Here is a 26,593-nt window from a genome sequence, read left to right as displayed (position 1 = left end):
TCGGGCGCGCTGGCCGTTCCGCTGCGCTGAAACTCGTCCGCCCGCTCGGCGCGCAGCGATGTTCATGTCCCCCGTCCTGGCCCGGATGGGGCGCACACTATTGACGGCCGTCAACCGGCCTTTTGCAGAATCGCATGACCGAATTTAAGGACACTCAGCAACAGCTCACGAAATTCCGCCTGCGCGTCGCGGCGGCGGGTTTGTTTGTGTTCGTCTGCTTCGGGCTGATCGGCTTCCGTTTCCTGTTCCTGCAGGTCTGGCACTACAGCAAATACTCGCTGCAGGCCGATGAAAATCGCATCTCCGTCGCGCCGATCGTGCCGAACCGCGGCATCATCACCGACCGCAACGGCGTGGTGCTCGCGAAGAACTACTCGGCCTACACGCTCGAACTCACGCCGTCCAAGCTGAACGACTCGCTCGAAAACGTGATCGACAATCTGGCCACGGTCGTGTCGATTGACGCGCGCGACCGCCGCCGTTTCAAGAAGCTGCAGGAAGACTCGAAGAACTTCGAAAGTCTGCCGATCCGCACCCGCCTCACCGACGACGAAGTCGCGCGCTTCACCGCGCAGCGTTTCCGTTTCCCGGGCGTCGAAGTGCGCGCGCGGTTGTTCCGCCAGTACCCGCTCGGGCCAACCGCGGCGCACGTGATCGGCTACATCGGCCGGATTTCGCAGCGTGACCAGGACCGCATCGACGACGCGAGCGACCAGAACGACAGTGATCCGGACCACTACGATCCGCGGCTCGATGCGAACAACTACAAGGGCACCGACTACATCGGCAAGATCGGCGTGGAACAGAGCTACGAAACCGAGCTGCACGGCCAGACCGGTTTCGAGGAAGTGGAAGTGACGGCCGGCGGCCGGCCGGTACGCACCCTGTCGCGCACCCAGGCGACGCCGGGCAACAACCTCGTGCTGTCGCTCGATATCGGTCTGCAGCAAGTCGCCGAGCAGGCGTTCGCCGGACGCCGCGGCGCCCTGGTCGCGATCGAACCGTCGACCGGCGACGTGCTCGCCTTCGTGTCAGCGCCGAGCTTTGATCCGAATTCCTTCGTCGACGGCATCGATCAGCAGACCTGGGACGAGCTGAACAACTCGCCAGACCATCCTCTGCTGAACCGGCCGCTGCACGGCACTTATCCGCCCGGCTCGACCTATAAGCCGTTCATGGCGCTCGCCGCGCTCACGCTGCATAAGCGCACGCCGGGCTGGGGTTTCCAGGATCCGGGCTCATACACGTTCGGCGGCCACACGTTTCGCAACGACGTGCGTTCGGGCCAAGGCTGGGTCGATATGAACCGGGCGATCGTGGTGTCGAACGACACGTATTTCTACATGCTCGCGCACGATCTCGGCGTCAATAACATCGCCAACTTCATGAAGCCGTGGGGGTTCGGCCAGATCACCGGCATCGACATCTCGGGCGAGGCGCGCGGTATCCTGCCGTCGACGGAATGGAAGCGCAAAGCGTACCGCAAGCCCGAGCAGCAACGCTGGTATGAAGGCGAGACGATCAGCCTCGGCATCGGTCAGGGCTACAACTCGTTCACCATTCTCCAGCTCGCTCACGCGACCGCCACGCTGGCGAACAACGGCATCGTGATGAAGCCCCACCTCGTGCGCGACATCGAAAACCCGATCACCAAAGAAACGCACGCGGTCGTGCGCGAACCCAGCGACAAGATCGCGGTGAAGCAGTCGGACATCGACATCATCAAGCGTGCGATGGAAGGCGTCGTCACCAACGGTACGGCGTCCAAACTGTTCATCGGGGCGCAGTACCAGGCAGCCGGCAAAACCGGCACGGCGCAGGTCTACTCGCTGCAGGGCGCGAACTACAAGGGTCACGCGATCGCCGAGCGTCTGCGCGACCACGCACTCTTCATCGCGTTTGCGCCCGCCGAGCAGCCGAAGATCGCGCTTGCGCTGATCGTCGAAAACGGCGGCTGGGGCGCGGAGTCGGCGGGTCCGATCGCGCGCAAGGTGCTGGACTACTACCTGGTCGGCAAGACCAAGCCGGGCGCCGAGGCGGCTGCCGTCGCGGCTGCGGCGTCGGCGACGCAGGACGCGTCCGCGCCGCAAGTCGGCGACGCGCCGCCGCAGCAGGAAGGGGCGCAGCCGGTCAGGATCGCGGCGGGCTTCACCGCGTTGCCGATGCCGGGCGCGGCTTCGGCGGCGGCTGCTTCTGCGACAGCGGCTTCGGCTGTCTCTGCCGCGAATCCGGCATCCGCCCCTGCGACGGCGTCCAGTGCGGTCGCCACCGGGGCGTCGGCGCCAGCGCCGGCCTCCGCGTCCGCCACCCCGAAAAAGCCAGCGCCGCGCAAATCCGGCGCGCCACGCACACCGCGTGCGGCCAGCGACGCCGCGCCGAGCGCCGCAGCCCCGTCACGCGATGACGCCATGCAGGCCGCGCCGCGACGCCAGCCGGTCGCCGGCGGCATCGACGAATAAGGAGATAGGCATGCAATTCGACAAGCGCGCCTGGCTCGAGCGCATCCAGCGGATGTTCGCGGGCTTCGACCGTCCGCTGGCACTGATCGTGTTCCTGCTGCTGTGCGTCGGCATCGTCACGCTGTATAGCGCCAGCCTCGACGTCCCGGGGCGTGTGGAAGACCAGTTGCGCAACATCCTGCTGACGTTCGTGCTGATGTGGGCACTCGCCAACGTGCCGCCCACCCTGCTGATGCGCTTCGCGGTCCCGCTCTATACGTTTGGGATCGCGTTACTGGTCGCGGTGGCGTTGTTCGGCCTCACGAAAAAAGGCGCCAAGCGCTGGATCAACGTCGGCGTGGTGGTCCAGCCGTCCGAGATCCTCAAGATTGCCACGCCGCTGATGCTCGCGTGGTACTACCAGCGCCGCGAAAGCGTGATGCGCTGGTACGACTATCTGGTCGGCCTGGTGATTCTCGCGGTGCCCGTCGCTCTGATCGCCAAGCAGCCAGACCTGGGGACGGCCGTGCTGGTGTTCGCGGCCGGCCTCTTCGTGATTTATTTTGCGGGCCTGAGTTTCAAGCTGATCGTGCCCGTGCTGGTTGCGGGTGTGATCGCGGTCGCCTCCATCGCGGCGTTCCAGGGCAAGATCTGTCAGCCCGAAGTGCAATGGCCGTTGATGCACGACTATCAGAAGCACCGCATCTGCACGCTGCTCGATCCGACCTCCGATCCGCTCGGCAAAGGCTTCCACACCATTCAGGCGGTCATTGCGATCGGCTCCGGCGGCCCACTCGGCAAGGGCTGGCTGAAAGGAACCCAGGCGCATCTGGAGTTCATTCCTGAAAAGCATACCGACTTCATTTTCGCCGTGTTCGCCGAAGAGTTCGGCCTGGCCGGGGGCGTCGTGCTGCTCACCCTCTACATGCTGCTGATCGCGCGCGGGCTGTATATCGCGGCCAACGGCGCGACGCTGTTCGGGCGCCTGCTGGCCGGATCGCTGACGATGGCGTTCTTCACCTACGCGTTCGTCAATATCGGCATGGTCAGCGGGATCTTGCCGGTGGTGGGCGTGCCGCTGCCCTTCATGAGCTACGGCGGCACCGCACTCACCACGCTGGGGGTCGCGATCGGACTCATCATGAATGTCGGGCGGCAGAAGCGGTTGATGCAGAGTTAGCGCAGCAGCGGTTGGGTAACATCGAGGCAGGCGGCACGCGCAGGCGCGAACGAAGCATCGAAAGGCACGAGGGGCGCACCGTCATCAGGAGCGCCCCTTTTTTGCTTACTGCGGCTTCACTTCCTTTTGATCCCGCAACTGCGCACTGAGCTGCTGGTACTTGAGCCGCGCTGCCGGGTCGCCCTGAGCCGCGGCGGCCGCGTAGTAGGCGCGCGCCACGTTCAGATTCTTGTCCACGCCGTCGCCGCCGCGCTCGTAGAACGAGCCGGTCACGTACTGCGCGGTCATGTCGCCGCCCTGCGCCGCCTTCTTGTACCAGACGAACGCCTGCTGATTGTTGCGCTCCGTGCCGCGTCCATCGAGGAACTGGTTGGCCAGCGCCAGCTCCGCCTGCACGTGTCCCTGTTGCGCGGCCTTCAGGAACCAGTGGTGTGCCTCGACCGGATCGCGGCCGACAAATTCGCCGTCGTCGTACATCTTGCCGTACACGTATTGGGCATGCGACATGTTGGCATCGGCGGCCTTGCGCAGCCATTTCTTGCCTTCGTCGACATTCACCGAGGTGCCCTCGCCGTTGAGCAGCATCATCGCGTAGTTGAACTGCGCGAGCCGGCTGCCGCGCTCGGCCGCCTTGCGAAATTCGGCAAGCGCCGCGCCCAGGTTGCCGGCGTTGTAGTCGGCCACCGCGGTTTGCGTCTGCGGATCGTTCGACCTGGGCGGCCGGTCCTGCCCATAGGCCGTCAGACTGGCCGCGCCGCTCGACAGCAGCACCGCGGTCAGCGCCGCACGCACGACCACTTTCTGCAACTTCCCCTTCATGACCTGACCTCCTGCAACGCCTGGCGAGTCGCGCGCAACATCCACATGACGTCGGCGGCCAGCGCAATGAAACGAAATCCGGCATCGCGATGCTGCTTCGCACTCGCGACGTCCATGGCGAAAATGCCGGCCGCGATGCCGGCCTTGTCGGCGGCGCTGACGATCCGCGCCATGGCCGCCTGCACGTCGGCATGCTTCGAATCGCCGAGGTGACCGAGGCTCGCCGCCAGATCGGCCGGTCCGACAAACACGCAATCGACACCCGGCGTCGCCGCGATCGCTTCGACCTCCCGCAAGCCGCGGGCCGACTCGATCTGCACGATGCTCGCAATCTGCGCGTTGGCCGTCTGCACGTAATCGCGCCGCATGCCGTAGCCCGACGCGCGCACCACGCCGGCGACGCCGCGTTGACCGTCGAGCGCCCCGGCGCTCGGATATTGCGTGAGACGCACGGCGTGCGCGGCGTCGGCGGCGGATTCGATGTTCGGGAACATCAGCGTGCGGGCGCCCGCATCCAGCACCCGCTTGACGAGCCACGACTCACTGGCGGGCAGGCGCACCACCGGCTCGGTGGGCAGATGCGCGGCGGCGATGGCGCGCAATTGCGACGCGACATCGCCGCTATCGTTCGGCGCGTGCTCCATGTCGATCAGCAGCCAGTCGAAACCGGCGTGCGCGAGCGCTTCGGCGGCGGCATCGCTCGCGAGCGACAGCCACAAGCCGAACAGCGGATCGGTTTCGCTCAGACGTTGCTTGAGCGGATTGGTGAAGGTGCTCATCGCCGCGCACCGTGAGCGCGAGGGGGCGCGTCGCCGGTGGCTGTGCGAGAGAGCGGACCCGGCTCGTGGGGAAGGCAAAGGATGGCGCAAAGATCGGCACTGAGGCCGTCTCGGCCTGCGTGCCTGCTGCGGCGCAATGCGATGACCGGCATGTCTCGCTCCGTATGGTTATCGAAGCGATCATACCGTGGACAATAACGCGCCGGTTGGGCCGCCCACGCACGCGATTTCCTGCCGCACGGGTTACCGGCCGGGGATTTTAGTCGCGAACCACGTCAGCCCAGCAATTTGGCGTCTCGTAAAGACGCAGCTTGTGGAGGCGCAAATTCACGCCATAGTGCGCGTCGTACACACTCGCGAGGATGTCGAACGCGACAGCGGCAAGATTTTCCACGGTCGGGATCCGGTCCAGGACCACCGTCTTGTGACCGGCCATGCTCTGGAGAAAGCCGAGCACCTGCTTGTCACCTTCGTAGACGAGAAACGCATGATCCCAATTGTCGACCAGATGCTCGACCGCGAGGGCCTTCACGTCGGCGAAATCCATCACCATGCCGCGATCGGGCGCGCCCTCGGTGTCGACCAGATCGCCTTGCAGCGTGATTTCGAGCACATAGCGATGGCCGTGCAGATTACGGCACTGGCTGCGGTGATCGGGAATGCGGTGGCCCGCATCGAATTCGAGTTTTCGTGTAATCGTCAGCACGGCAAATCAGGGAATGTTCAGATACTTGTGGGTCTGCATCGACAGGCGCCATTGCGGATGGCGTTTGCACCAGTCGATCGCGAGCTTGGTGTTGATGTCGCGCGACGGGCCGTCCATCGGCTGGACGAGGAAATACTCGAAGTCGAGCTTCGCATACTCGGACAAGCGCTGGTTGTCCTGTGGAATCACGACCTTCAGTTCGTTGCCTCGCGTGACGACGAGCGGTGCGTCGGCCTTCGGGCTCACGCAGATCCAGTCGATCGTGTCGAGCACGGGCAGCGACCCATTGGTTTCGATCGCGATCTCGAAGTCCGCTGCATGCAGCGCATCCACCAGCGGCGGGTCGATCTGCAACATCGGCTCTCCGCCGGTGCAGACGACGAAGCGTTCCCCCTCGCCTTGCGGCCACAGCGACGCGATCATCGCCACCAGTTCTTCGGTAGTGCGGTATTTGCCGCCGTTCTCGCCATCGGTACCGACAAAATCAGTATCGCAGAAACGGCACACCGCATCGGCCCGATCTTCTTCGCGGCCGGACCACAGATTGCAGCCGGCGAAGCGGCAGAACACGGCGGGACGCCCAGCATTCGCGCCCTCGCCCTGCAACGTGTAGAAGATTTCCTTGACCGCGTAAGTCATGCTGCTTTCTGCCTCGAGTTCCTGATATTCGTGAAGATGATCGCTGATGTTTGCAGATGCCGCCGCGCCCGCCGTCAGACCGGCTCGGTAACCTTCTCTCCGGCCAGATACGCTTCGTAGCCGCGCTTGCGCAACCGGCATGCCGGGCATTCGCCACAGCCGAAGCCCCAGGCATGCAATTCTGAACGTTCGCCGACATAGCAGGTATGCGTCTCGACGCGCACCAGTTCGACCAGCTCGCCGCCGCCCAACTCGTGCGCAAGGCGCCATGTGTCCGCCTTGTCGAGCCACATCAGCGGTGTTTCCAGCAGCAGCCGGCTGTCCATGCCGAGATTGAGCGCCACCTGCAACGCCTTCATGGTGTCGTCGCGGCAATCGGGATAGCCCGAAAAATCCGTCTCGCACATTCCGCCGACCAACACCTGCAAGCCGCGCCGATAGGCGATTGCCGCCGCGATGGTCATGAACATCAGATTGCGGCCCGGCACGAACGTGTTCGGCAAGCCGTTGGCCGTCGCTTCGATCTCGATCTCGCGTGTCATCGCGGTGTCGCTGATCGCGCCGAGCACCGACAGGTCGATCATGTGGTCGTCGCCGAGGCGGCCGGCCCACGCGGGAATCGCGCGTGTAACGGCCGCGCGAAACCCTTCGCGGCATTCGAGTTCGACGCGGTGCCGCTGACCGTAGTCGAAGCCGAGCGTTTCGACAGTCTCGTAACGATCGAGCGCCCAGGCGAGGCACGTGGCGGAATCCTGGCCGCCGGAAAACAGCACGAGAGCGCTACGCTTGGCGTCTTTGCGGATCACCGTGAAACTCCGTGAATGATGAGTACCGCGTCGCGCTGCACGAGGTGCGCCATGCAAGCAATGCGGCGCGACGCGTGCCGGCTTGCTGCCGGCCCAACGCAGTATAGGTCGCGCCTTTCGCATGCAGAGTGCGGGGCGCTTATACCGATTAATTGTCGGGCGAGGGGTTCGGTGCGGGTGGCGGCCAGAACCGCCCGACACGGGCGCAGCGGAGGTGCCACGCTCAGCTGATGTCTTTCGCGCAAGTCCTTGAACTGGCGCGATTTTATCACGCGAGGCCGAACGCCGCCGAGCGCGCCCCGCTGTATGCTCGCTTGGTTAAGCCACGAACATCCGCCGGTACCCGACAGAAAAGGAAAAGCCCCAGGAATCTTGCGATTTCCTGGGGCTGAATCCTGGTGGCCTGGGACGGAATCGAACCATCGACACGCGGATTTTCAATCCGCTGCTCTACCAACTGAGCTACCGGGCCAACGAAGAACGAAATAATATCAAAGCGCCACCAGCCGGGCAAGCCCTTCGCGAAAAAACTTGCCGAGCCAGGATTGGCGCATGGCTCACTGAGCCGGAGCCGAACCCGCCGCCCTTGTCACTCCCCTTTGTTCTTGCCCAGGTCGACCCCAAGCTGCTTGAGCTTGCGATACAGATGCGTGCGCTCCAACCCGGTCTTTTCCGCGACGCGCGTCATGCTGCCGTTCTCACGCGCGAGGTGATATTCGAAGTACGCGCGCTCGAACGCGTCGCGCGCATCACGCAGCGGAATATCGAACGAGATCGACGCCGTTTGCGCGGCCAGTGCGCCGCTGCCCATGCCGTCGGTCGAGAGCATGGGCAACGCGGCCGCCGAGGCCACCGCCGATACGCTCACCGGCAATACCGGCTTGGCCGCCGCGCCGCCCGGCACAGCCGCCGAGTTGCCGCGCGCGAGTCCCTGCTCGACAGCCTTCAGCAGCTTCTGCAACGCGATCGGTTTCTCCAGAAAATTGAGCGCACCGATCCGGGTGGCTTCGACCGCCGTGTCGATGGTCGCGTGGCCGGACATCATGATCACGGGCATGGTCAACTGCCCTTGCGCGGCCCACTCCTTGAGCAAGGTCACGCCGTCGGTGTCGGGCATCCAGATGTCGAGCAGCACGAGGTCCGGCGCCTGACGCAAACGGAACTCGCGCGCCTCCTGCGCATTTTCAGCGGCCTCCACGACATGCCCCTCGTCGCTCAGGATCTCCGAGAGCAATTCCCGGATGCCCATTTCATCGTCTACCACCAGGATGGTTGCCATTTACGCTGCCCTTGTCTGCACTGTTGCTTTTTTCTTTCCTTGCGACGCACTGCCGCCATGCGCCGGCCGCGGCCCTGCACCCGCCGCCGCGGCATCGTCCGCCAGTTGAAGGAAGAGGATCGAAATCTGCGCGCCCTCGATCACGTCGCCCGCTTTCAAGCGATTGCGGATGTCGATGCGCGCGCCATGTTCGTCGACGATTTTCTTGACCATCGCAAGGCCCAAGCCCGTACCTTTCGCCTTGGTCGTTACGTAGGGCTCGAATGCGCGTGTGAGGATACGCGCGGGGAACCCCGGTCCGTTATCCGACACGGTCAGACGCACCGCGACGCGTACTTTGCCTTGCGCGTCGGGGTCTCCGTATTCTACTGTCCTCGTCTCGAGCAACACATGCGGATGCTCGAGCTCGGCTACCGCATCCTGCGCGTTCTGCAGCAGGTTGTGAATCACCTGACGCAATTGTGTCGCGTCGCCGCGAATCGCCGGCAACTCTGCAAGCTCCACCTGGATCGCACCTTTACCTTCTTCAATACCGTACAGCGTAAGCACTTCGCTGACGAGATCGTTCAGTTGCAGATGGGCGAGCACGGCCGGCGGCGTGCGCGCGTAGTCGCGGAAGTCGTCGACCATCTGCTTCATCGCGGCAACCTGGTTCACGATGGTGGTCGCGCCGCGCTTCAATACGTCGGCATCGGATGGCGCGAGCTTGTCGGCCAGCTTCATCTGCAGACGCTCGGCGGAGAGCTGGATCGGGGTGAGCGGGTTCTTGATCTCGTGCGCGAGACGCCGCGCGACTTCGCCCCAGGCAATCGAACGCTGCGCGGAGATGACGTCGGAGATATCGTCGAACACGACCACGTAGCCGGACGTCTGCATGTCTTCCGCGTCGCGGTCCGTTGCCGAAACGAGCCGCGCCCCGCGTACTAGCAAGGTGAGCGGTTCGGTTTCGCCGGGCACCTGGATCGAGAACTGTTGCTGCCAGTGACCGCGATCGTCATGACCGTCGCCGCTCGCCGCCTCGCGATCGGCAAACGCCTTGCGGACCATGCCGCCGAACTCGCTGAGCGCACCGATCTGATCGAGCGACGAGCCCAGCACGGTCTGGAATGGCTGACGGAAAATCCGCTCCGCGCCACGGTTCGCAGTCGTCAATCTGAACTGGCGATCGAACACGAACACACCGGCGGTCAAATTCGCCAGAATGCTTTCCAGATACGCCTTCGAATGTTCGAGCGCGATGCGGTTGTTCTCGACCGCCGCGCGCGCTTCGGACAACTGCCGTGTCATAGCGTTGAACGACTGCGTGAGAAAGCCCAGTTCGTCGCGCGATTTGATCTCGCGCTTGGGCGTGTAGTCGCCTTCGGTAATTTCCTTGGTGCCTTGCGCGAGCAGGAACAACGGCCGCGCCAGCTGATTGCCGAGTGCGAGCGCCAGCATCATCGCGATGAAGGTGGCGAGGAACAGCGCCAACGTCAGCGTGCCGATGTACATCTTGCGCAGACCGGTACGCCCGAGCGCCTTCTCCTGATACTCGCGGTAGGCGCGCTGCACCGCGTCCGCATTGTGCGCGAGCGAGGGCGACACCGGCTGCGTGAGTTGCAGGAAGCGTTCGGTGGGCTGCAGCAGTGCGGCGTTCGAATCCGGAATGCGCTGCACGACCCGCAGCCGCAGCGCGCCCTTGCCGCCTTGCGCCTTCGCATCGCCGTCCACTTCCCCTTCGATCGCCGCGTAGCCGCGGCCACGCGCCTGATCGATCATCAGCGGCGTGGGCAAGTCAGTCGGCAGGAGTGTCGCGTAATTGCTTGTTGCCTGCGCGACCACGTGCATGTCAGGCGTCGCGCCGGACATGCTGCGCGTGGGCTCGACGATGAGCGCGTCCTGCACACCGAACTGATCGCGCAGACGCAGCAGGGTGAGCGTCGTGCCGGCGGCATCCGCGCTGGCTAGTTGCTCCGACATGAGGCGTCCCTTCGTCTGCAGATCCGACAGAGACGCGTCGAGCATGCCGCGCCCAAGATTGAGGCCCGACGTGAGCGCAGTTTCGACGTTCACGTCGAACCACGATTCGATACTGCGCGACACGAACTGATACGAGACCACGTAGATGATCCCGCCCGGCACCACGCCAACGAGCGCCATGAAGAACGCGAGTTTCGCGAGAAGCCGTGTGCCGAACTTGCCCGTGCGCAGCCGCGCGATGATGATGATGACGAGCGTCGCGACCACCAGCAGGAAGATCATCGCAACAGCGACATTCGACGCGTACAGCCACTGGTAGTAACGATCGAAGAATTCGGTGTTCGCGCTGGCGGCGGCCAGCAGCACGAGCAGCAACACGGCCGTGACCGCGACCGTCGACACCAGCACGCGCACGACGATGCTGCCGACGCTGGTGGTTGAGCGCACTCTATTTAGCACGTTCGGTCGCCGTGAAAGTAAAACGCTTCCAATCGGAAGCGAGGTTCCAGTCGCGGTTGTTCACCGCGTCGATCTGGAACGGCTTGGGCATCAGCGCGATGTCGAGTTGCATGCGCACCGACGCGTTATAGGTCTCGCCCACGCGCACCTGGTTGCGGTCGATCACGTGCCATGAGGTGACGTGCTTGATCACCGCGAGCGCATCTTTGAGCGTAGTGAAACCGAGCTGCAAGCCGCCCGACGACACGCTCGACACGCGGTACTCTCGCGTGAGCGGCTGGAACGACAGGCGGATGCTCTGTGAGACGCTCACCGGCTGCTCGTCGAACCAATACCAGCGCGGGCGGCTCAACTCGAAGTCGGTGGTGAAATAAAGCGGAATGCCTTTGTTCACCGCATCTTCGAGGTTGCTGTTGAGTTCGAAATCGAAACGCGCGTCAAGACTCCAGCCGTTGTTGTCGGCTTGCAGCGACGCCCGCTGCACCGCGATCGAGTCAGCGTGCGCCGCGCCCGGCACCGCCAGCCATACGGCCAGCGCAACCCAGAGCACGGCGGCGAGCCGAAGCGGGAAAAAACGTTTGATGGTCACCGTTTCTGAAAGCGCGCGTAGAAAAATCCGTCGTGGTCTGAGTTCGCACCGGGGCTGTCTTCAGCGGGTTGTCCGGCAGGGGAACCGGCCGATGTATCGGCGGGCGCGCGAGCGACCGAAGGCAAAAGCTGCCCCGGCGCGTCCAATCGTACCGCATCCTGGTATTTGTTTTCAAACCACTGCGCCTGCAACTCCCCTTCTTCGGGAAAGATCGAACACGTAACGTAAAGCATCTCGCCGCCTGGTTTCAGAAGCGGCCAAAGCGCGTCGAGGATGCGGCGTTGCTCTGCTACCAGCGCGGGAATGTCCGACGCGCGGCGCAGCCAGCGGATGTCCGGGTGACGCCGCACGATGCCCGACGCCGAACACGGCACGTCGGCGAGAATGCGGTCGAACGGCTGGTCGATGTCGTCGTGCCACTTCGCCGGGGTGCCCGCGTCGCCGATCCGCACTTCCGCAGCGAGCTTCAGCCGCTGCAGGTTTTCGCCGATGCGCCGCGCGCGCGACGCGTCGCTTTCGAGCGCGACGAGTTGCACATTGGCGAGTTCGAGCAGGTGCCCAGTCTTGCCGCCGGGCGCCGCGCACGCGTCGAGCACACGCATGCCGTCGCGCACGCCAAGCAGTTGCGCGGCCAGTTGCGCACCGGCGTCCTGCACCGAGACGACGCCGTCGTTGAAGCCGGGAATGCGGTCCACCGGCATCGGCGTGTCGAGCCTAACCGCGTAGTCGCCCGCTTTGCTCGCTCGAACGTGATGGTCTTCCAGCACCTGCAAGTAGGCCTCGACCGTCGAGCGGCGGACGTTCACGCGCAACGTCAGCGGACCTTGCGTGTTGCCGGATGCAAGCACCGCCTGCCAGGCGTCGGGCCATGCCCGTCTTACCGCGTCGATCCACCAGGCCGGATAGTTCCAGCGGGCCACTTCGTCGGCTTGCGCGGCGTTCAGCAGCGTCTCGCGCTCGCGCAGGAAATGTCGCAGCACCGCGTTGACGAGCCCCTTGGCGAACGCAAATTCGCGGCGCGCGGCGATCGCGCTCACCGCCTGATCGACCACCGTAAACGACGAGTAGGCGGCGCTCTCTTCGTCGTCGACCAGCAGCGCGAGCGAACACGCGAGCACGTGACCGACGTGCGGCGGCGGCGCTTTTTTCACCAGCTTTGAAATCAGCCATTCGGCGACGGCCAGACGCCGCATCGTGCGATAGGCGATGTCTTGCACTGCGCCGCGTGCGGCGGCGGCGCTGCCCTCAGGCGCGGACACGAACACAGATTGCAGCGCAGCCGGCAAAGCCGCGCCGAGGCGCACGGCCCCGACGGCTTGCGCTGCGCAGTCGAGCGCAAAGCCGAGCGATTCCGGAGCCAGATGCAGCGTCGACAACCGAGATTCGCGCGGTCGCGCCGATGGGGAAGCAGAACGCGAAGAAGGCTTTGAAGTCATGAAAGAGGCAAAGGCAGGCCACGCGGTGCGCGCGACACAATCAGCGCACATTGTAGCGTGGCGCTGGGCGGCTGCCGCCGTGCGCAGACGCGGCGGGCCGGTGACAGGATGGTGGACAAATCGGCGGCGGGCAGAATATTGCCTGACCCGCAGTGACGGATTGACAGGTGGCGCAGACCCGGGGGGCGTCACGTGGTGGGCAATCGCGCAAGATTCTGCGTCGCGACTCGAAGCTTTTTCTCGAGCCAGCTCTGGCAAACAATACTGACACACGCGTTTCGGTGCGCCAAATAAAAAGGCGGGTCCGCGACCCGCCTTCATCTTTCCCGGCGCAACCGCGCCGGCTTATTCGAAGCGCCCGGTGCGCGCCATCTCCATCAAGCGCGCGATACGTTCTTCGGTAGCCGGGTGAGTCGAGAACAGATTCGCGATGCCGCCGCCCGACAGCGGATTCATGATCATCATCTGCGCGGTAGCTGGATGCTGCTCGGCCACGGGAAAAGGAATCCCGCTCGCGTAGCGATGGATCTTATCGAGCGCCGAAGCCAGCGCCTGCGGATCGCCGGAAATCTGCGCCCCGCCACGGTCGGCTTCGAATTCTCGAGCACGGGAAATCGCCATCTGGATCAGCGCACCCGCGATCGGCGCCAGCAGCGCGACGGCGATGCTGGCAATCGGGTTCGCCGGACGGCCGTTTTCATCGCGACCGCCGAAGAACATCGCGAAATTAGCCAATGCGGAAATGGCGCCGGCCATGGTCGCCGAAACCGTCGAGATCAGAATATCGCGATGCTTCACGTGCGCGAGTTCGTGCGCCATCACCCCGCGCATCTCGCGCTCCGACAGCACCCGCAGAATACCGGTCGTAGCCGCGAGCGCGGCATGCTCCGGGTTGCGTCCGGTGGCAAAAGCGTTCGGCGCGTCTTCGTTGATCAGGTACACGCGCGGCATCGGCAGGTTCGCGCGCGCGGCCAGTTCTCGCACCATGCGGTAGAACTGCGGTGCGCTGGTTTCGTCGACTTCCTGCGCGTTGTACATGCGCAGCACCATCTTGTCCGAAAACCAGTACGAGAAGAAGTTCATTCCAAGGGCGATGACGAGCGCGATCATCATGCCTCGCGACCCACCGATCATCCCACCGATCACGATGAAAAGGGCCGTGATCGCGGCCATCAACATCGCGGTTTTGACCCAATTGAACATGTCTGCAACTCCTTGCCCTAAGCGCGGGCTTCATATCCGTGCCGCGCGATCGCGGCGCCTGATTGTAAGCTAAACGTTAGATATGGGCAGGCGAGGATAATTCAATCATCTCGATGCAGTGGCGAGCTTGATACCCAAGCCGACGAACGCACCGCCGACGCCGCGGTCCAGCCACTTTTTCACCGAAGGCTTGCCCGAAAAGCGCTGCGTCACACTGCCCGCGATCCACGCGACGAAGCTGTTCCACAGCATGCTCATCACCACGAACACCGCGCCGAGCGTCAGAAACGCGAGCGCTTTGCGATCGCTGCCGGTCGTCACGAATTGCGGGAAGAAGGAGACGAAGAACAGCACCACCTTGGGATTTAGCACATTGGTCCAGAACCCTTGCAGGAACAGCTGTTTGAGCGACTTGGGCGCGCCGACTGCGCGCGATTCGCCCTCCGTCGCCGCCGTTGCAGGTTTGACAAAGATGAGCCGCGTGCCGAGATAGATCAGATAGATCGCGCCGGCAAATTTGATGACGGTAAAGGCCGTGGCCGACGCCGCGAGCAGCGCGGTCAGCCCGAAAGCGCACGCAAGCGAATGCACACAGCAACCGGCCGAGATGCCGAGCGCGGACATCAACCCTGCGCCGCGGCCCTGAGCGACGCTGCGCCCGACGATATAAGCCGTATCGGGACCGGGCGTCACGTTCAGAAGAAAGACCGCCGCGACAAAAAATTCGAAATGGGTAATGCCGAACATTGAGGACCTCAGACTGTGCTGTCGCATGCGCGATTTTAACGCGCGGCCGAGTCGCGGCGGAGGACTCGAACCTAGGCCGATTGGCGGATGTTCGAGTCCTTCGCAGACTGTTATTTTGCTTCGGGTAGCTTGAAACGCTGGCCCACGGCAAGCGATGAACCGGCCAGGAAGTCACGCACCGGCAGGCGCTTGCCGCCGGGTTTCTGCAGTAGCGTCAGCCGCAATGCGGCTTCGCCACATGCAACGATCACGCCCTCCGCAGAAACGTCGGTGATCGTGCCGGGTGCGCTGCCGGCTGGGGCATCGGCGGTGAGCGAAGCCCAGATTTTGATCGAACTACCGTCTTCTAGCGTGGCAACCGCGCCGGGAAACGGGTCGAACGCGCGCACGTGGCGCGCAAGCACCGCAGCCGGGCGACGCCAGTCGAGCGCGGCTTCGTGCTTGCCGATTTTTTCCGCGTAGGTCACGCCTTCCGCGGGTTGCGGCGTGGACGTCAGCTTGCCGTTGCGCTCCAGTTCGATCAACGCTTCGACGATCAGCTTCGCGCCGTCCTGCGCGAGACGGTCATGCAACGTGGCGGTGGTGTCGTCGTCGGAAATGCGCGTGCGCGCCTCGGAAATCATCGCGCCGGTGTCCAGGCCGGCGTCCATCTGCATTAGCGTGATGCCGGTTTCAGCGTCGCCCGCTTCGATCGCGCGGTGGATCGGCGCCGCACCGCGCCAGCGCGGCAGCAACGACGCGTGAATGTTGATGCAGCCCAACGGTGGGATATCGAGCACTTCCTGCGGCAGGATCAGTCCGTAGGCGGCGACCACCATTACGTCGTGCGGCGTGGCGCGCAGTTGATCGATCGCGGCGGCGGCTTCCACCGGATACTTGCCGGCGCGTCGCAGCGACGGCGGCTGCGCGAGCGCGAGCCCATGCTCCAGCGCATATCGCTTGACCGGGCTGGCCTGCAATTTCATGCCGCGTCCGGCGGGCCGGTCCGGCTGGGTCAGCACGAGCGGCACCGGAAATCCGGCACCGTGAATCGCGGCCAGCGCGGACGCCGCGAACTCGGGCGTACCGGCAAAAATGACGCGCAACGAATGACTCATGAAAGGGGGCGGTGGACGAGGTGAACGCGCATTACATCGCGTGCGCGAGCTTCTTCATCTTGCTCTTGATGCGCGTTTGCTTCAGCGACGACAGATATTCGACGAATACGCGGCCCATCAGGTGATCCATCTCGTGCTGAACGCACACGGCGAGCAGTCCTTCGCAATCCATCTCGAAGGTTTCGCCCTTCTGGTTCAGCGCGCGCACGCGGACTTTCTCCGCTCGCTCGACGTTATCGTAGATGCCCGGCACGGAAAGGCAGCCCTCTTCCGAGACCTTCCTCTCATCGCTCGACCAGACGATTTCGGGATTGATGAGGGCGAGCAACTGGTCGTGCGTGTCGGATACGTCGATCACGATCACGCGTTCGTGCACGTCCACCTGAGTGGCGGCGAGGCCCACGCCCGGTGCTGCGTACATGGTCTCTGCCATGTCCGCGACGAGTCGGCGGATGCGGTCGTTGACCGCTTCCACCGGCTTCGCAATCTTGTGCAGGCGCTTGTCCGGGTAGTTGAGGATATTCAGTAAAGCCATGGTTTCGAGTGTGATTTGACGCGCCGCTGACCGTTGGAGATTCACGTTGGCCGTTCGGCCAGGTTGTGAGCCCGTCGCATTACGCAGAGGATAGATGATGTCGAACCGGTTCGATTCAACGCGCCTCGTGCGCTACACGGCACGCCCCCACGGGTGGGCGCGGCGCTGCTGTTATTTCGGATGATGAAAATTTTAGCATGGTGCCCGGCTGCCCGCTGGCCCTGAGGAGAAGCGACTCGCAATGCACACCTTGCCAACAACCGATATGGAACTCGCCGCCTGGCTGCGGCTCTCGCTCGCGCCGGGGCTGAAGCCCGCGGCGCTGCGCTTGATGCTGGGCGCTTTTGGGCTGCCGGAGGCGATTTTCGGCCAATCGCCCGAGGCGCTAGCGGCAATCGCGGGCGAAGCGGCGGCGCGCGCCGCGCTGGCGCCGACTGGTCACGATTTCGACAGCCAGCTCGACACCGTCATTGCGTGGCGCGAGCTGCCCGGCAACCATGTCGTGACGCTCGACGACCCCGCCTACCCGTCCGCGCTGCTGACCATGCCTGACCCGCCGCCGCTGCTATATGTAAAAGGCCGGCTGGACCGGTTGCATACGAGAGCAGTGGCACTGGTGGGCAGCCGCAGCGCGACGCCGCAGGGCGTCGAGGACGCGGAACGTTTCGCGCGCGAGCTGTCGGCAGCGGGGGTCACGATTGTGTCGGGGCTCGCGCTCGGCATCGACGGCGCCGCGCATCGGGGCGGCCTGGAAGGCATCGGCGGGACCGTCGCCGTAATCGGCACCGGGGCCGACCTCGTGTATCCGGCGGCGCATCATGCTCTGGCGCGGCAGATTGCGGTGCAAGGCGCCATCGTCTCCGAATGGCCGCTTGGCACCCCCGCGCGGGCTGAGAATTTCCCGCAGCGTAATCGCTTGATCGCGGGGCTCGTCAGTGGTGTGGTGATCGTCGAAGCGGCGATGCGCTCCGGTTCGCTGATCACCGCGCGGCTCGCCAACGAAATGGGACGCGATATCTTCGCGTTGCCTGGCTCCATCCACGCGCCGCTGTCGCGTGGGTGTCATCGAATCATCAAGCAGGGGGCGAAGCTGGTCGAGACGCCGGACGAGGTGTTGGAGGAACTGGGCTTTGCAACAGGGACGGCGGTCCGAGGTGCCGCAGCGCCGAAGCGAACCGTCGCGTGGGACGGCCACCGTTCGCCGAATGAGGGGGCGGTCGGAACGTCATCAGGAGCCCAGCCGAACTTGCCGGCGGCGCACGCGGGATGCACCGTTGCAACGGACTCGGGCGCACCAGGCACACGGTCAGCCGCTGCGGTTGACTCGAGCACTGCGCGAACAGGTGTCGAGACTCACTCGGAGTCTGTGGCAGTTGCAGCCACAACGGCCTTCGCCGATGCAGTAGCGCTGCCGCCCGCATCAGGTGCCGACGTGGTCAACTCCGAGGCGCAACGGCTCCTGGCCGCGCTCGGCCACTCGCCCACCACGCTTGAAATTCTCGCCACCCGCACCGAGATGGAGGAAGCAGCCCTACAAACCACCTTGCTGCAGCTGGAACTTGCCGGCCAGATAACCGTGCTGCCCGGCGGCCGCTTCATGCGGGTCACGCACAGCCGACCCCGCCTGGATCAGGGTTGACCACCGTTCCGGATCGCCCATGCTACATTCGCGCGAAAGCACCTGACAAAGTACGCAAGGAACCCACCACATGCCCGCGCTGAATCTCGACACCGACCAAGACCGGATCGCCGAGCGCGTCAATGAACCCGAAACGCTGTTCGTTGCCTGCCTGTGCGCGGAGTGGTGCGGCACGTGTCGCGAATATCGGGAAGCCTTCGACAAACTGGCCGACCGGCATCCGGAGATGTGCTTCGCATGGATCGACATCGAGACCCACGCTGACCGCTTCGACGATCTGGATGTCGAGAATTTCCCGACCATCCTAATTGAAGACTCCATCACGACACGTTTTTTCGGCACCGTTTTGCCGCAGGCGGCCATAGTCGAGCGGATGCTGGCGGACTTGACGGCCGTGCCCGGCATCACCGGCGCGCCCAAGCTGCGGCCCGCGCTGACGGTCCTCTGAACGCTGTTGCGTCGGCGAGCGAGCCACGCGGCAAACGCGGGTCGGCAGTGATGCGCATCGTGTCCGCCGCAACTTGCCCCAGCGCAAAGCGTGCACTTATGATGGCGCGCTTTTATGGCACTTGACACGCCGCCTTCGCGCCGTGTGCTATAAAGCGGTCGTCAATGGGTCGCAAAGGTCGCAAACGAGGGTCGCGCGCTAATTTCGCGCACTCAAGGCCATCAACCCGCATCTACCAACCTCACATCGAGTCATGTCCAAAGCACTGATCATCGCCGAAAAGCCTTCTGTCGCGAACGACATCGCGCGCGCTTTGGGCGGCTTTACCAAGCATGACGAATACTACGAAAGCGACGACTACGTCCTTTCCTCGGCAGTCGGTCACCTGCTGGAAATTGCCGCGCCCGAAGACTACGAAGTCAAACGCGGCAAGTGGAGTTTCGCCAATCTGCCCGTCATTCCACCGCACTTCGATCTGAATCCGATCGCCAAGAGCGAGTCGCGCCTGAAGGTGCTGACCAAGCTGCTCAAGCGCAAAGACATCGACCGCCTGATCAACGCCTGCGACGCGGGGCGCGAGGGCGAGCTGATCTTTCGTCTGATCGCGCAGCACGCCAAAGCCAAGCAGCCGGTGCAGCGTCTGTGGCTACAGTCCATGACGGCCGGCGCGATCCGCGATGGCTTCGCGCGCCTGCGCAGCGACGAAGAAATGCAGCCGCTCGCCGATGCGGCGCGCTGCCGCTCGGAAGCGGACTGGCTGGTCGGCATCAACGGCACCCGCGCCATGACCGCGTTCAACAGCAAGGGCGGCGGTTTCTTCCTGACTACCGTCGGGCGGGTGCAAACCCCGACGCTGTCGATCGTCGTCGAACGCGAAGAGAAGATTCGCCGCTTCGTGCCGCGCGATTATTGGGAAGTGAAAGCGGAGTTCGTCTGCGCCGCCGGGTTTTACGAAGGCCGGTGGTTCGATCCGAAGTTCAAGCGCGACGAGTTCGATCCGGAAAAGCGCGACTCGCGTCTGTGGGCGCTGCCGGCGGCCGAGACGATCGTCGCCGCATGCCGCGGTCAGATCGGCAAGGTGACGGAAGAATCGAAACCGTCGACGCAGCTATCGCCGGCGCTGTTCGACCTGACCAGCTTGCAGCGCGAGGCCAACGGCCGCTTCGGCTTTTCGGCGAAGAACACGCTGGGTCTTGCGCAGGCGCTGTATGAAAAGCATAAGGTCCTGACCTATCCCCGGACCGACGCTCGCGCGTTGCCCGAAGACTATATGGATACGGTCAAGCAGACGCTCGGCATGCTCAAGGAGAGCAACAACTATCTGCCGTTTGCCAAGCAGGTGCTCGACAAGGGCTGGGTGAAGCCGAACAAGCGCATCTTCGACAACTCGAAGATCAGCGACCACTTTGCAATCATCCCGACACTGCAGGCGCCCAAGAATCTGTCAGAGCCGGAACAAAAGCTCTATGACCTCGTCGTGAAGCGTTTTCTGTCGGTGTTTTTCCCGGCCGCCGAATTCCGCGTGACGACACGGATCACCGAAGTGGTGGGCCATCACTTCAAGACCGAAGGCAAGGTGCTGGTCGAGCCGGGCTGGCTGCAGGTCTACGGCCGCGAAATCAGCGGCGAAGACGCGAACCTGGTGCCGGTGCAGAAGGATGAGAAGGTCAAGACCGACAAGATCGCGGCCCAGCAACTGGTGACGAAGCCGCCCGCACGCTACAACGAAGCGACTTTGCTGTCGGCGATGGAAGGCGCGGGCAAGCTGGTCGAAGACGACGAGTTGCGCGAAGCGATGGCGGCGAAGGGTCTCGGCACGCCAGCCACGCGGGCCGCCATCATCGAAGGTCTGCTCGGCGAAAAGTATCTGATCCGCGAAGGTCGCGATCTGATTCCGACCGCCAAGGCTTTCCAGCTGATGACGCTCTTGCGCGGCCTCGGCGTGAAGGAACTGACCGCGCCGGAATTGACGGGCGAGTGGGAATACAAGCTTTCGCAGATGGAACGCGGCAACCTGCCGCGCGACGCGTTCATGCAGGAAATCGCCCGCATGACACAAACCATCGTCAAGCGCGCAAAGGAGTACGATTCCGACACGATCCCGGGTGATTACGCGACGTTGCAGACGCCCTGCCCGAATTGCGGCGGCCAGGTGAAGGAAAACTACCGGCGGTTTGCCTGCTCCAAATGCGAGTTCTCCATTTCGAAGATTCCGGGCGGGCGTCAGTTTGAGATTCCGGAAGTCGAAGAGCTGCTGCAAAACAAAACGATCGGACCGCTCTCGGGTTTCCGCAGCAAGATGGGCCGGCCGTTCTCGGCAATCCTGAAACTGTCGTTCGACGACGAGATCAAGAACTACAAGCTCGAGTTCGACTTCGGCCAGGATGCGGGCGGCGAAGACGGCGAGCCGCCTGACTTCTCCGATCAGCAGCCGGTCGGCATGTGTCCGAAGTGCAACGGCCGCGTGTTCGAACATGGCATGAGCTATGTCTGTGAGAACTCGGTCGCCAATCCGAAAACGTGCGACTTCCGCTCCGGCAAGGTGATCCTGCAGCAGGAGATTGCTCGCGAGCAGATGGCCAAGCTGCTAGAGGAAGGCCGCACGGATCTGCTCACCAACTTCAAGTCCTCCCGTACGGGCCGCAACTTCAAGGCGTTCCTGGTCAAGCAGACCGACGGCAAGATCGGCTTCGAATTCGAGAAGAAGGAGCCTTCGGCTAAAACTGCCGCGAAGACCGCGGCGGCCAGGTCGGCTGCGCAGGCCGCAGCGGAGCCGGAAGATGGCGAAACGACGGTGGCGGTAAAGGCCGCGCCGGCAGCCAGGAAGGTTCCAGCGAAAAAGGCGCCCGCCGCGCGGACCGCCGCAGCCAAGAAGGCCCCTGCGAAGAAAGCGGTAGCTCGCAAAACCGGCTCTTAATTCGGCTGGTCGGGCCGCAGAGCAATTCTTTTCCGGCCCGCCTGCTTCGCATTTGTCGATAAAAAAGCGCAATCACGTCATGTGATTGCGCTTTTCATTTCGACGTGCGGAAACGTCGGCTACGGCATTGACGCCCCGCCCAATGCGCCGTTACAGCGGCGATAACGCCGTTGGCCGCGCACGGTTCGTCGTCTTTGCCAACGTCTTGGGCACCGGCGACAACTCGCTATCCAGCAACCGCGACAGCGGCTCGGCGCCATCGAACGCTTCCGGCGGCATGGCCGAGCGGGCAGGATCGAAGGCCGCCGACGCAGCGGGCCGCTCGAGGCCGTCCTTGATCCACTGCTCGCCAAGCAGGCTATTCGGCGTTTGACTGAAATGCTCGACCAGATGGTCGATGAAGGTGCGGACTTTCGCCGGCAAATGACGGCGACTCGGATATGCAATGTTGATCTCGACCTGCGGCAAGCGGTAATCGCCGAGCAGGCGCACGAGCCTGCCGCGCGTCATGTCACGGCCTATCAGATAGCTCGGCAGAATCGCAATGCCCATGCCGAGCAACGCGAATTGCCGCAGCATTTCCGTGTTGTTCGCAACGATCACGTTCGACGGACGCACGCGCACTTCACCTTCTGGCCCCGTGAACACGCGCTCGTCACCCCAGTACTCAGACGGCAGGCTCAAGCACGGATGCTCCAGCAGGTCCTGGGGACGCACCGGCATGCCGTGCTTCTCCAGATACGCGGGCGTGGCGCACACGGTCATGCAGCCGGTGGTAAGACGGCGCGTGACGATGCTTGCGCTGCGCATTTGCCGCGCGATCACCACCCCGACGTCGAAACCTTCTTCAACCAGATCGACCTGACGGTCCACCAGCGTCACATCGGGGATGACTTTCGGATAGCGCTGCGCATATGTTTGCAGCACGGGGGCGAGATTATGCAGACCGAACACGACGGGCGCGACGATTCGCAAGGTGCCGACGGGTTCGTGATTACGCGCGACCACCATTTGTTCGACGTCTTCCAGTTCGTCGAGAATCTGACGCGCGCGCTCGAGGTAGACCTGCCCGGATTCGGTCAGGGACAAGCTGCGGGTTGTGCGGTTGAGCAACCGCGTACCGAGACGGCCTTCGAGGTCTGCAACGTGACGGGTGGCGACCGCGTTGGAAATATCCATCGCGCTCGCAGCGCGGGCAAAACTGCCGAGATCCGCCACTCTGACGAAAACTCGCATCGACTGCAAATGATCCATAGGACAACTCCTGCCGTGTTACTGCTTCCTGACAATTAGGGAAAACCAGTGAAGCGAACTGGGAATTCTCCTACGACTCGCAGATTCGTGCAGAAGTTGCCCGGAAATCGGAAATATTGCGGAATCTCGTGCGACTCCAACCGCCAATCCCGGGAGGGATCGCCGATTATTCCGGAAAGACAAACAATGTGCTGCGATGCACCTTTTCTGCACGTTGAGACCAACAGACGCGCGGGACGATCCCGGCATGGCGCAAACCGCAAGAACGGGTGAGTGGGACGAGCAAATAAAAAGCCGCCCGGAGGCGGCTTTCTCTTAGAAGTGAACGCTCACATGCTACGCGGCGAGCTTTCCTTCGAGCGTGCGTTTTGCCTGCGCCAACGCTGGCGGCAGGCCTTGCCGCAATGTGTCAAAGAGCTCGGCATGCAACGCGAGTTCGGCGCGCCAGGCCGCGTCGTCCACCGAGATCACCTGCTGGAATTGTTCCCGGCTGAAATCAAGGCCGCTCCAGTCGATGTCCTCGTAGTGCGGCGACACGCCGAACGCATGCTCCTCCCCTTGCGCCGTGCCTTCGATCCGGCCGACCATCCAGCTCAACACCCGCATGTTTTCGCCGAAGCCCGGCCAGACGAACTTGCCGTCCGGGCCCTTGCGGAACCAGTTGACGCAAAAGATTTTCGGCAGCTTTGCGTTCATTTCTTGCAGACGCTCGCCCGTCTTCAGCCAGTGGCCGAAGTAGTCGCTCATGTTGTAGCCGCAAAACGGCAGCATAGCGAATGGGTCGCGCCGCACGACGCCCTGCTGGCCGGCCGCGGCGGCGGTCGTTTCGGAGCCCATGGTCGCCGCCATGTAGACGCCCTCCACCCAGTTGCGTGCTTCCGTGACAAGCGGCACGGTGGTCGAGCGGCGGCCGCCGAAGATGAACGCGTCGATCGCGACGCCTGCCGGATTCTCCCAGTCGGTGTCGATCGACGGACATTGGGAGGCCGGCGCAGTGAAGCGCGCATTCGGGTGCGCCGCTTTGCGCCCGGTCTCCTTCGCGATGGCTGGCGTCCATTCTCTGCGCTGCCAGTCGATCAGGTGCGCAGGCGGTTCGTCGGTCAGGCCTTCCCACCAGACGTCGCCGTCGTCCGTCAGCGCGACGTTCGTGAAAATCACATTTTCCTTGAGCGTCGCCATCGCGTTGTAGTTGGTTTTCTCGCTCGTGCCCGGCGCGACGCCGAAATAACCCGCCTCGGGGTTGATCGCGTACAGGCGACCGTCCGCGCCCGGCTTGATCCACGCAATATCGTCGCCGATGGTCGAAATTTTCCAGCCGTTGAGGCCTTCCGGCGGAATCAGCATCGCGAAGTTGGTCTTGCCGCACGCCGACGGGAAAGCCGCCGCGACATGATGCTTACGCCCTTGCGGCGAAGTCACACCGAGAATCAGCATATGTTCGGCGAGCCAACCCTCGGCGCGGCCCATCGTCGACGCGATACGCAACGCGAAGCACTTCTTGCCGAGCAGCGCATTGCCGCCGTAGCCCGAACCGTAGCTCCAGATTTCGCGCGCTTCGGGAAAATGTACGATGTACTTGGTTTTGTTGCACGGCCATGGCACATCCTGCTCGCCCGCCGCGAGCGGCGCGCCCACCGAATGCACGCATGGCACGAACTCGCCATGTTCGCCTAGCACCTCGTAGACCTTGCGGCCCATACGCGTCATGATGCGCATATTGGTGGCCACGTACGGGCTGTCGCTCAGTTCCACGCCGATGTGCGCGATGGGTGAGCCGAGCGGGCCCATCGAAAACGGCACGACGTACATCGTGCGGCCGCGCATCGCGCCGTCGAAGAGACCGTCGAGCGTCGAGCGCATTTCGGCCGGGGCAGTCCAGTTGTTGGTAGGGCCGGCGTCTTCCGCGCGCTGCGAACAGATGAAGGTACGGTCCTCGACGCGCGCCACGTCGGATGGATCGGACAGTGCCAGGTAAGAATTCGGGCGTTTCGCCGGATTGAGTTTGGTGAGGGTGCCGGCTTCGACCATCTGCGCGCAAAGGCGGTCGTATTCTTCCTGCGAGCCGTCGCACCAGACGACCTTGGCCGGCTTGGTCAGCGCGGCGACGCGGCGAACCCAGTCGATCAGTTTGCGGTTCCTGACCCACGCGGGCGGCTCGATCGCGGCCTGTCCTTCGAATGAGGGATGATTCATCGACTTGTCTCCGTTTAAAAGCAATGGGAAAACGGTACAAGCCCGGCGACACTGCATGCGAGAGGCGTCAATTCATCGCGCCGAGATTCCGGTTACCTCGCCGCGACATTGCGCAGGTCAACCTGGGCCATCCAGCTTGCCGGGCGAGGCGCCGCGCTGACGGGGCTTCTGCAACCGTCTGTAAAGCGGCTTGCCTCAACACGCAACAAACTGTTAAAAACGAGCAATTTGCCGATACGTGGCGCTGGCGTGCTTCGCGACAGCTTCTACGGTAAGGCATCCAAGCACACCGGCATGTGAGCTAAGCCACATGATGGGAAAGGCAGCATAACACTCCATCACGCACCGCAAAGGTGCGTCGCAAGACACATACCATGAAGATTGCCATCCTCGACGATTACCAGGACGCCGTTCGTAAGCTTGACTGTTTTCAATTGCTGGCCGACCACGAAGTCAAGGTCTTCAACAACACGGTCCGCGGTTTGGGCCAACTGGCAAGCCGTCTGTCGGAAGTCGATGCGCTCGTCCTGATTCGCGAACGTACTCGCATCAACTCGCAACTGCTCGACAAATTGCCGCGTTTGCGCATGATCAGCCAGACCGGCAAGGTGTCCAGCCACATCGATCTGCCTGCCTGTACCGAGCGGGGAATCGCCGTCCTAGAAGGCAGCGGCTCGCCGTTCGCGCCGGCAGAGTTGACGTGGGCTCTCATCATGGCGGCGCAGCGCCGCATTCCGCAATACGTAGCTAACCTTAAGCAGGGTGCCTGGCAGCAGTCCGGGCTGAAGACGTCGGCGCTGCCGCCCAATTTCGGCTTGGGCCAGGTGTTGCGCGGCCAGACGCTGGGGATTTGGGGTTACGGCAAGATCGGGCGGCTGGTTGCGGGCTATGGCAAGGCGTTCGGCATGAACGTGCGGGTGTGGGGCCGCGAGCATTCACGCGAAGCCGCTCGCAGTGATGGCTACGACGTAGCCGAGAGCCGTGAAGCACTGTTCGAACAAAGTGACGTGCTGTCGCTGCACCTGCGCCTGCACGACGACACGCGCGGCATCGTCAAGCAGGAAGACCTGATGCGCATGAAGCCCACCGCCTTGCTCGTCAACACGAGCCGGGCGGAACTGCTCGACGAGAACGCGCTCGTCAACGCGCTGTCGCACAACCGTCCGGGCATGGTGGCGATCGACGTCTACGAAAGCGAGCCCATCCTGCAGGGATACAGCCTGCTGCGTATGGAGAACGTGATCTGCACGCCGCACATCGGCTATGTTGAGCGCGAAAGCTATGAGCAGTATTTCACCGCGGCGTTCAGGAACATTCTGGCATTCGACGCTGGCGACACGGCCAGCGTGGCCAATCCCGAAGCGTTGCAGGGTGGGCGTCGGCGGTAATTTGGGCTGACGGTTTGGTGACCGCATCAAGTCGGGCAAGCCAGCGCCGATCCGCGTGTTTTGTTTGGCCGGTGTCCGGATTG

Annotated in this window: 21 protein-coding genes and 1 tRNA gene; 6 read left to right on the top strand and 16 right to left on the bottom strand. The window is 63.5% G+C overall.

The genetic code is table 11. The annotated features are described in order from the left end of the window. The first annotated feature begins 134 nt into the window (after positions 1 to 134). Together mrdA and rodA are read left to right on the top strand one after the other, a co-directional pair. The gene (gene mrdA / locus ABQJ48_RS06890) at positions 135 to 2,459 is read left to right on the top strand and encodes a penicillin-binding protein 2 (RefSeq protein ID WP_367836889.1); all 2,325 of its coding nucleotides are present in this window, start codon (positions 135 to 137) and stop codon (positions 2,457 to 2,459) included. A gap of 10 nt (positions 2,460 to 2,469) precedes the next feature. After that, positions 2,470 to 3,618, top strand: coding sequence for a rod shape-determining protein RodA (rodA, locus tag ABQJ48_RS06885; RefSeq protein WP_367836888.1), 1,149 nt, complete (start codon positions 2,470 to 2,472; stop codon positions 3,616 to 3,618). A 105-nt stretch (positions 3,619 to 3,723) separates the two neighbouring features. Here rodA and ABQJ48_RS06880 read toward each other — a convergent pair whose 3' ends face one another. The 14 genes from ABQJ48_RS06880 to def form a co-directional block, all read right to left on the bottom strand. Continuing rightward, positions 3,724 to 4,437, bottom strand: a complete 714-nt coding sequence (locus ABQJ48_RS06880; protein WP_367836887.1) for a tetratricopeptide repeat protein — start codon at positions 4,435 to 4,437, stop codon at positions 3,724 to 3,726. After that, the gene (locus tag ABQJ48_RS06875; protein WP_367836886.1) at positions 4,434 to 5,216 is read right to left on the bottom strand and encodes an HpcH/HpaI aldolase family protein; all 783 of its coding nucleotides are present in this window, start codon (positions 5,214 to 5,216) and stop codon (positions 4,434 to 4,436) included. Before ABQJ48_RS06875 ends, ABQJ48_RS06880 begins: the two co-directional genes overlap by 4 nt. Before the next feature lie 259 nt (positions 5,217 to 5,475). Next, positions 5,476 to 5,922, bottom strand: a complete 447-nt coding sequence (queD, locus tag ABQJ48_RS06870) for a 6-carboxytetrahydropterin synthase QueD (protein WP_367836885.1) — start codon at positions 5,920 to 5,922, stop codon at positions 5,476 to 5,478. Between the two features lie 6 nt (positions 5,923 to 5,928). Next, positions 5,929 to 6,561 (bottom strand): 7-carboxy-7-deazaguanine synthase, encoded by a 633-nt coding sequence (gene queE, locus ABQJ48_RS06865; protein ID WP_367836884.1) that lies wholly within the window; start codon positions 6,559 to 6,561, stop codon positions 5,929 to 5,931. Positions 6,562 to 6,635: 74 nt separating this feature from the next. Then, positions 6,636 to 7,367 carry a 7-cyano-7-deazaguanine synthase QueC gene (gene queC, locus ABQJ48_RS06860; RefSeq protein WP_367836883.1) on the bottom strand — a complete coding sequence of 244 codons (732 nt, stop codon included), beginning with the start codon at positions 7,365 to 7,367 and terminating at the stop codon, positions 6,636 to 6,638. 396 nt (positions 7,368 to 7,763) lie between these two features. Further along, positions 7,764 to 7,839: transfer RNA gene (locus ABQJ48_RS06855), tRNA-Phe, on the bottom strand. A gap of 117 nt (positions 7,840 to 7,956) precedes the next feature. Further along, the gene (gene esaR / locus ABQJ48_RS06850; RefSeq protein WP_367836882.1) at positions 7,957 to 8,646 is read right to left on the bottom strand and encodes a response regulator transcription factor EsaR; all 690 of its coding nucleotides are present in this window, start codon (positions 8,644 to 8,646) and stop codon (positions 7,957 to 7,959) included. After that, positions 8,647 to 11,064: a sensor histidine kinase gene (locus ABQJ48_RS06845; RefSeq protein ID WP_367836881.1), complete on the bottom strand. Its 2,418-nt coding sequence runs from the start codon at positions 11,062 to 11,064 to the stop codon at positions 8,647 to 8,649. Then, on the bottom strand, positions 11,054 to 11,653 hold the full coding sequence (locus ABQJ48_RS06840) for a DUF4390 domain-containing protein (RefSeq protein WP_367836880.1): 600 nt from the start codon (positions 11,651 to 11,653) through the stop codon (positions 11,054 to 11,056). Before ABQJ48_RS06840 ends, ABQJ48_RS06845 begins: the two co-directional genes overlap by 11 nt. After that, positions 11,650 to 13,089: a 16S rRNA (cytosine(967)-C(5))-methyltransferase RsmB gene (gene rsmB, locus ABQJ48_RS06835; protein WP_367836879.1), complete on the bottom strand. Its 1,440-nt coding sequence runs from the start codon at positions 13,087 to 13,089 to the stop codon at positions 11,650 to 11,652. The genes ABQJ48_RS06840 and rsmB overlap by 4 nt, the downstream gene beginning before the upstream one ends. A 345-nt stretch (positions 13,090 to 13,434) precedes the next feature. Continuing rightward, entirely contained in the window at positions 13,435 to 14,292 is an 858-nt protein-coding gene (gene htpX / locus ABQJ48_RS06830; RefSeq protein ID WP_367836878.1) for a zinc metalloprotease HtpX, read from the bottom strand. 105 nt (positions 14,293 to 14,397) lie between these two features. Beyond that, positions 14,398 to 15,039: a LysE family translocator gene (locus ABQJ48_RS06825; protein WP_367836876.1), complete on the bottom strand. Its 642-nt coding sequence runs from the start codon at positions 15,037 to 15,039 to the stop codon at positions 14,398 to 14,400. A 110-nt stretch (positions 15,040 to 15,149) separates the two neighbouring features. Continuing rightward, entirely contained in the window at positions 15,150 to 16,136 is a 987-nt protein-coding gene (gene fmt, locus ABQJ48_RS06820) for a methionyl-tRNA formyltransferase (protein WP_367836875.1), read from the bottom strand. Between the two features lie 31 nt (positions 16,137 to 16,167). Next, a complete protein-coding gene (gene def, locus ABQJ48_RS06815; protein WP_367836874.1) occupies positions 16,168 to 16,671 on the bottom strand; it encodes a peptide deformylase in 504 nt (167 codons plus the stop codon). A gap of 241 nt (positions 16,672 to 16,912) precedes the next feature. On the opposite strand from def, the gene dprA reads away from it, so the two are divergent. The 3 genes from dprA (at position 16,913) to ABQJ48_RS06800 (ending at position 21,675) form a co-directional block, all read left to right on the top strand. Further along, entirely contained in the window at positions 16,913 to 18,310 is a 1,398-nt protein-coding gene (gene dprA, locus ABQJ48_RS06810) for a DNA-processing protein DprA (protein ID WP_367836873.1), read from the top strand. Positions 18,311 to 18,380: 70 nt separating this feature from the next. Further along, on the top strand, positions 18,381 to 18,758 hold the full coding sequence (locus ABQJ48_RS06805; protein ID WP_367836872.1) for a thioredoxin family protein: 378 nt from the start codon (positions 18,381 to 18,383) through the stop codon (positions 18,756 to 18,758). Between the two features lie 253 nt (positions 18,759 to 19,011). Next, positions 19,012 to 21,675 carry a DNA topoisomerase III gene (locus ABQJ48_RS06800; RefSeq protein ID WP_367836871.1) on the top strand — a complete coding sequence of 888 codons (2,664 nt, stop codon included), beginning with the start codon at positions 19,012 to 19,014 and terminating at the stop codon, positions 21,673 to 21,675. A gap of 150 nt (positions 21,676 to 21,825) precedes the next feature. On the opposite strand, the gene ABQJ48_RS06795 is transcribed toward ABQJ48_RS06800, so the two are convergent. Both ABQJ48_RS06795 and ABQJ48_RS06790 read right to left on the bottom strand, forming a co-directional pair. After that, a complete protein-coding gene (locus tag ABQJ48_RS06795) occupies positions 21,826 to 22,929 on the bottom strand; it encodes a LysR family transcriptional regulator (protein WP_367836870.1) in 1,104 nt (367 codons plus the stop codon). 336 nt (positions 22,930 to 23,265) lie between these two features. After that, entirely contained in the window at positions 23,266 to 25,122 is a 1,857-nt protein-coding gene (locus ABQJ48_RS06790) for a phosphoenolpyruvate carboxykinase (GTP) (protein WP_367836869.1), read from the bottom strand. Between the two features lie 374 nt (positions 25,123 to 25,496). Here ABQJ48_RS06790 and ABQJ48_RS06785 point away from each other — a divergent pair, with 374 nt between their 5' ends. Then, positions 25,497 to 26,510, top strand: coding sequence for a D-2-hydroxyacid dehydrogenase family protein (locus ABQJ48_RS06785; protein ID WP_367836868.1), 1,014 nt, complete (start codon positions 25,497 to 25,499; stop codon positions 26,508 to 26,510). Positions 26,511 to 26,593 lie beyond the last annotated feature (83 nt).

It is taken from the genome of Paraburkholderia suaedae (assembly GCF_040812055.1).
Lineage (GTDB): Bacteria > Pseudomonadota > Gammaproteobacteria > Burkholderiales > Burkholderiaceae > Paraburkholderia.
The sequence above is the reverse complement of the archived record's forward strand: the minus strand, read 5'-3'. Positions and strand labels throughout refer to the sequence as shown.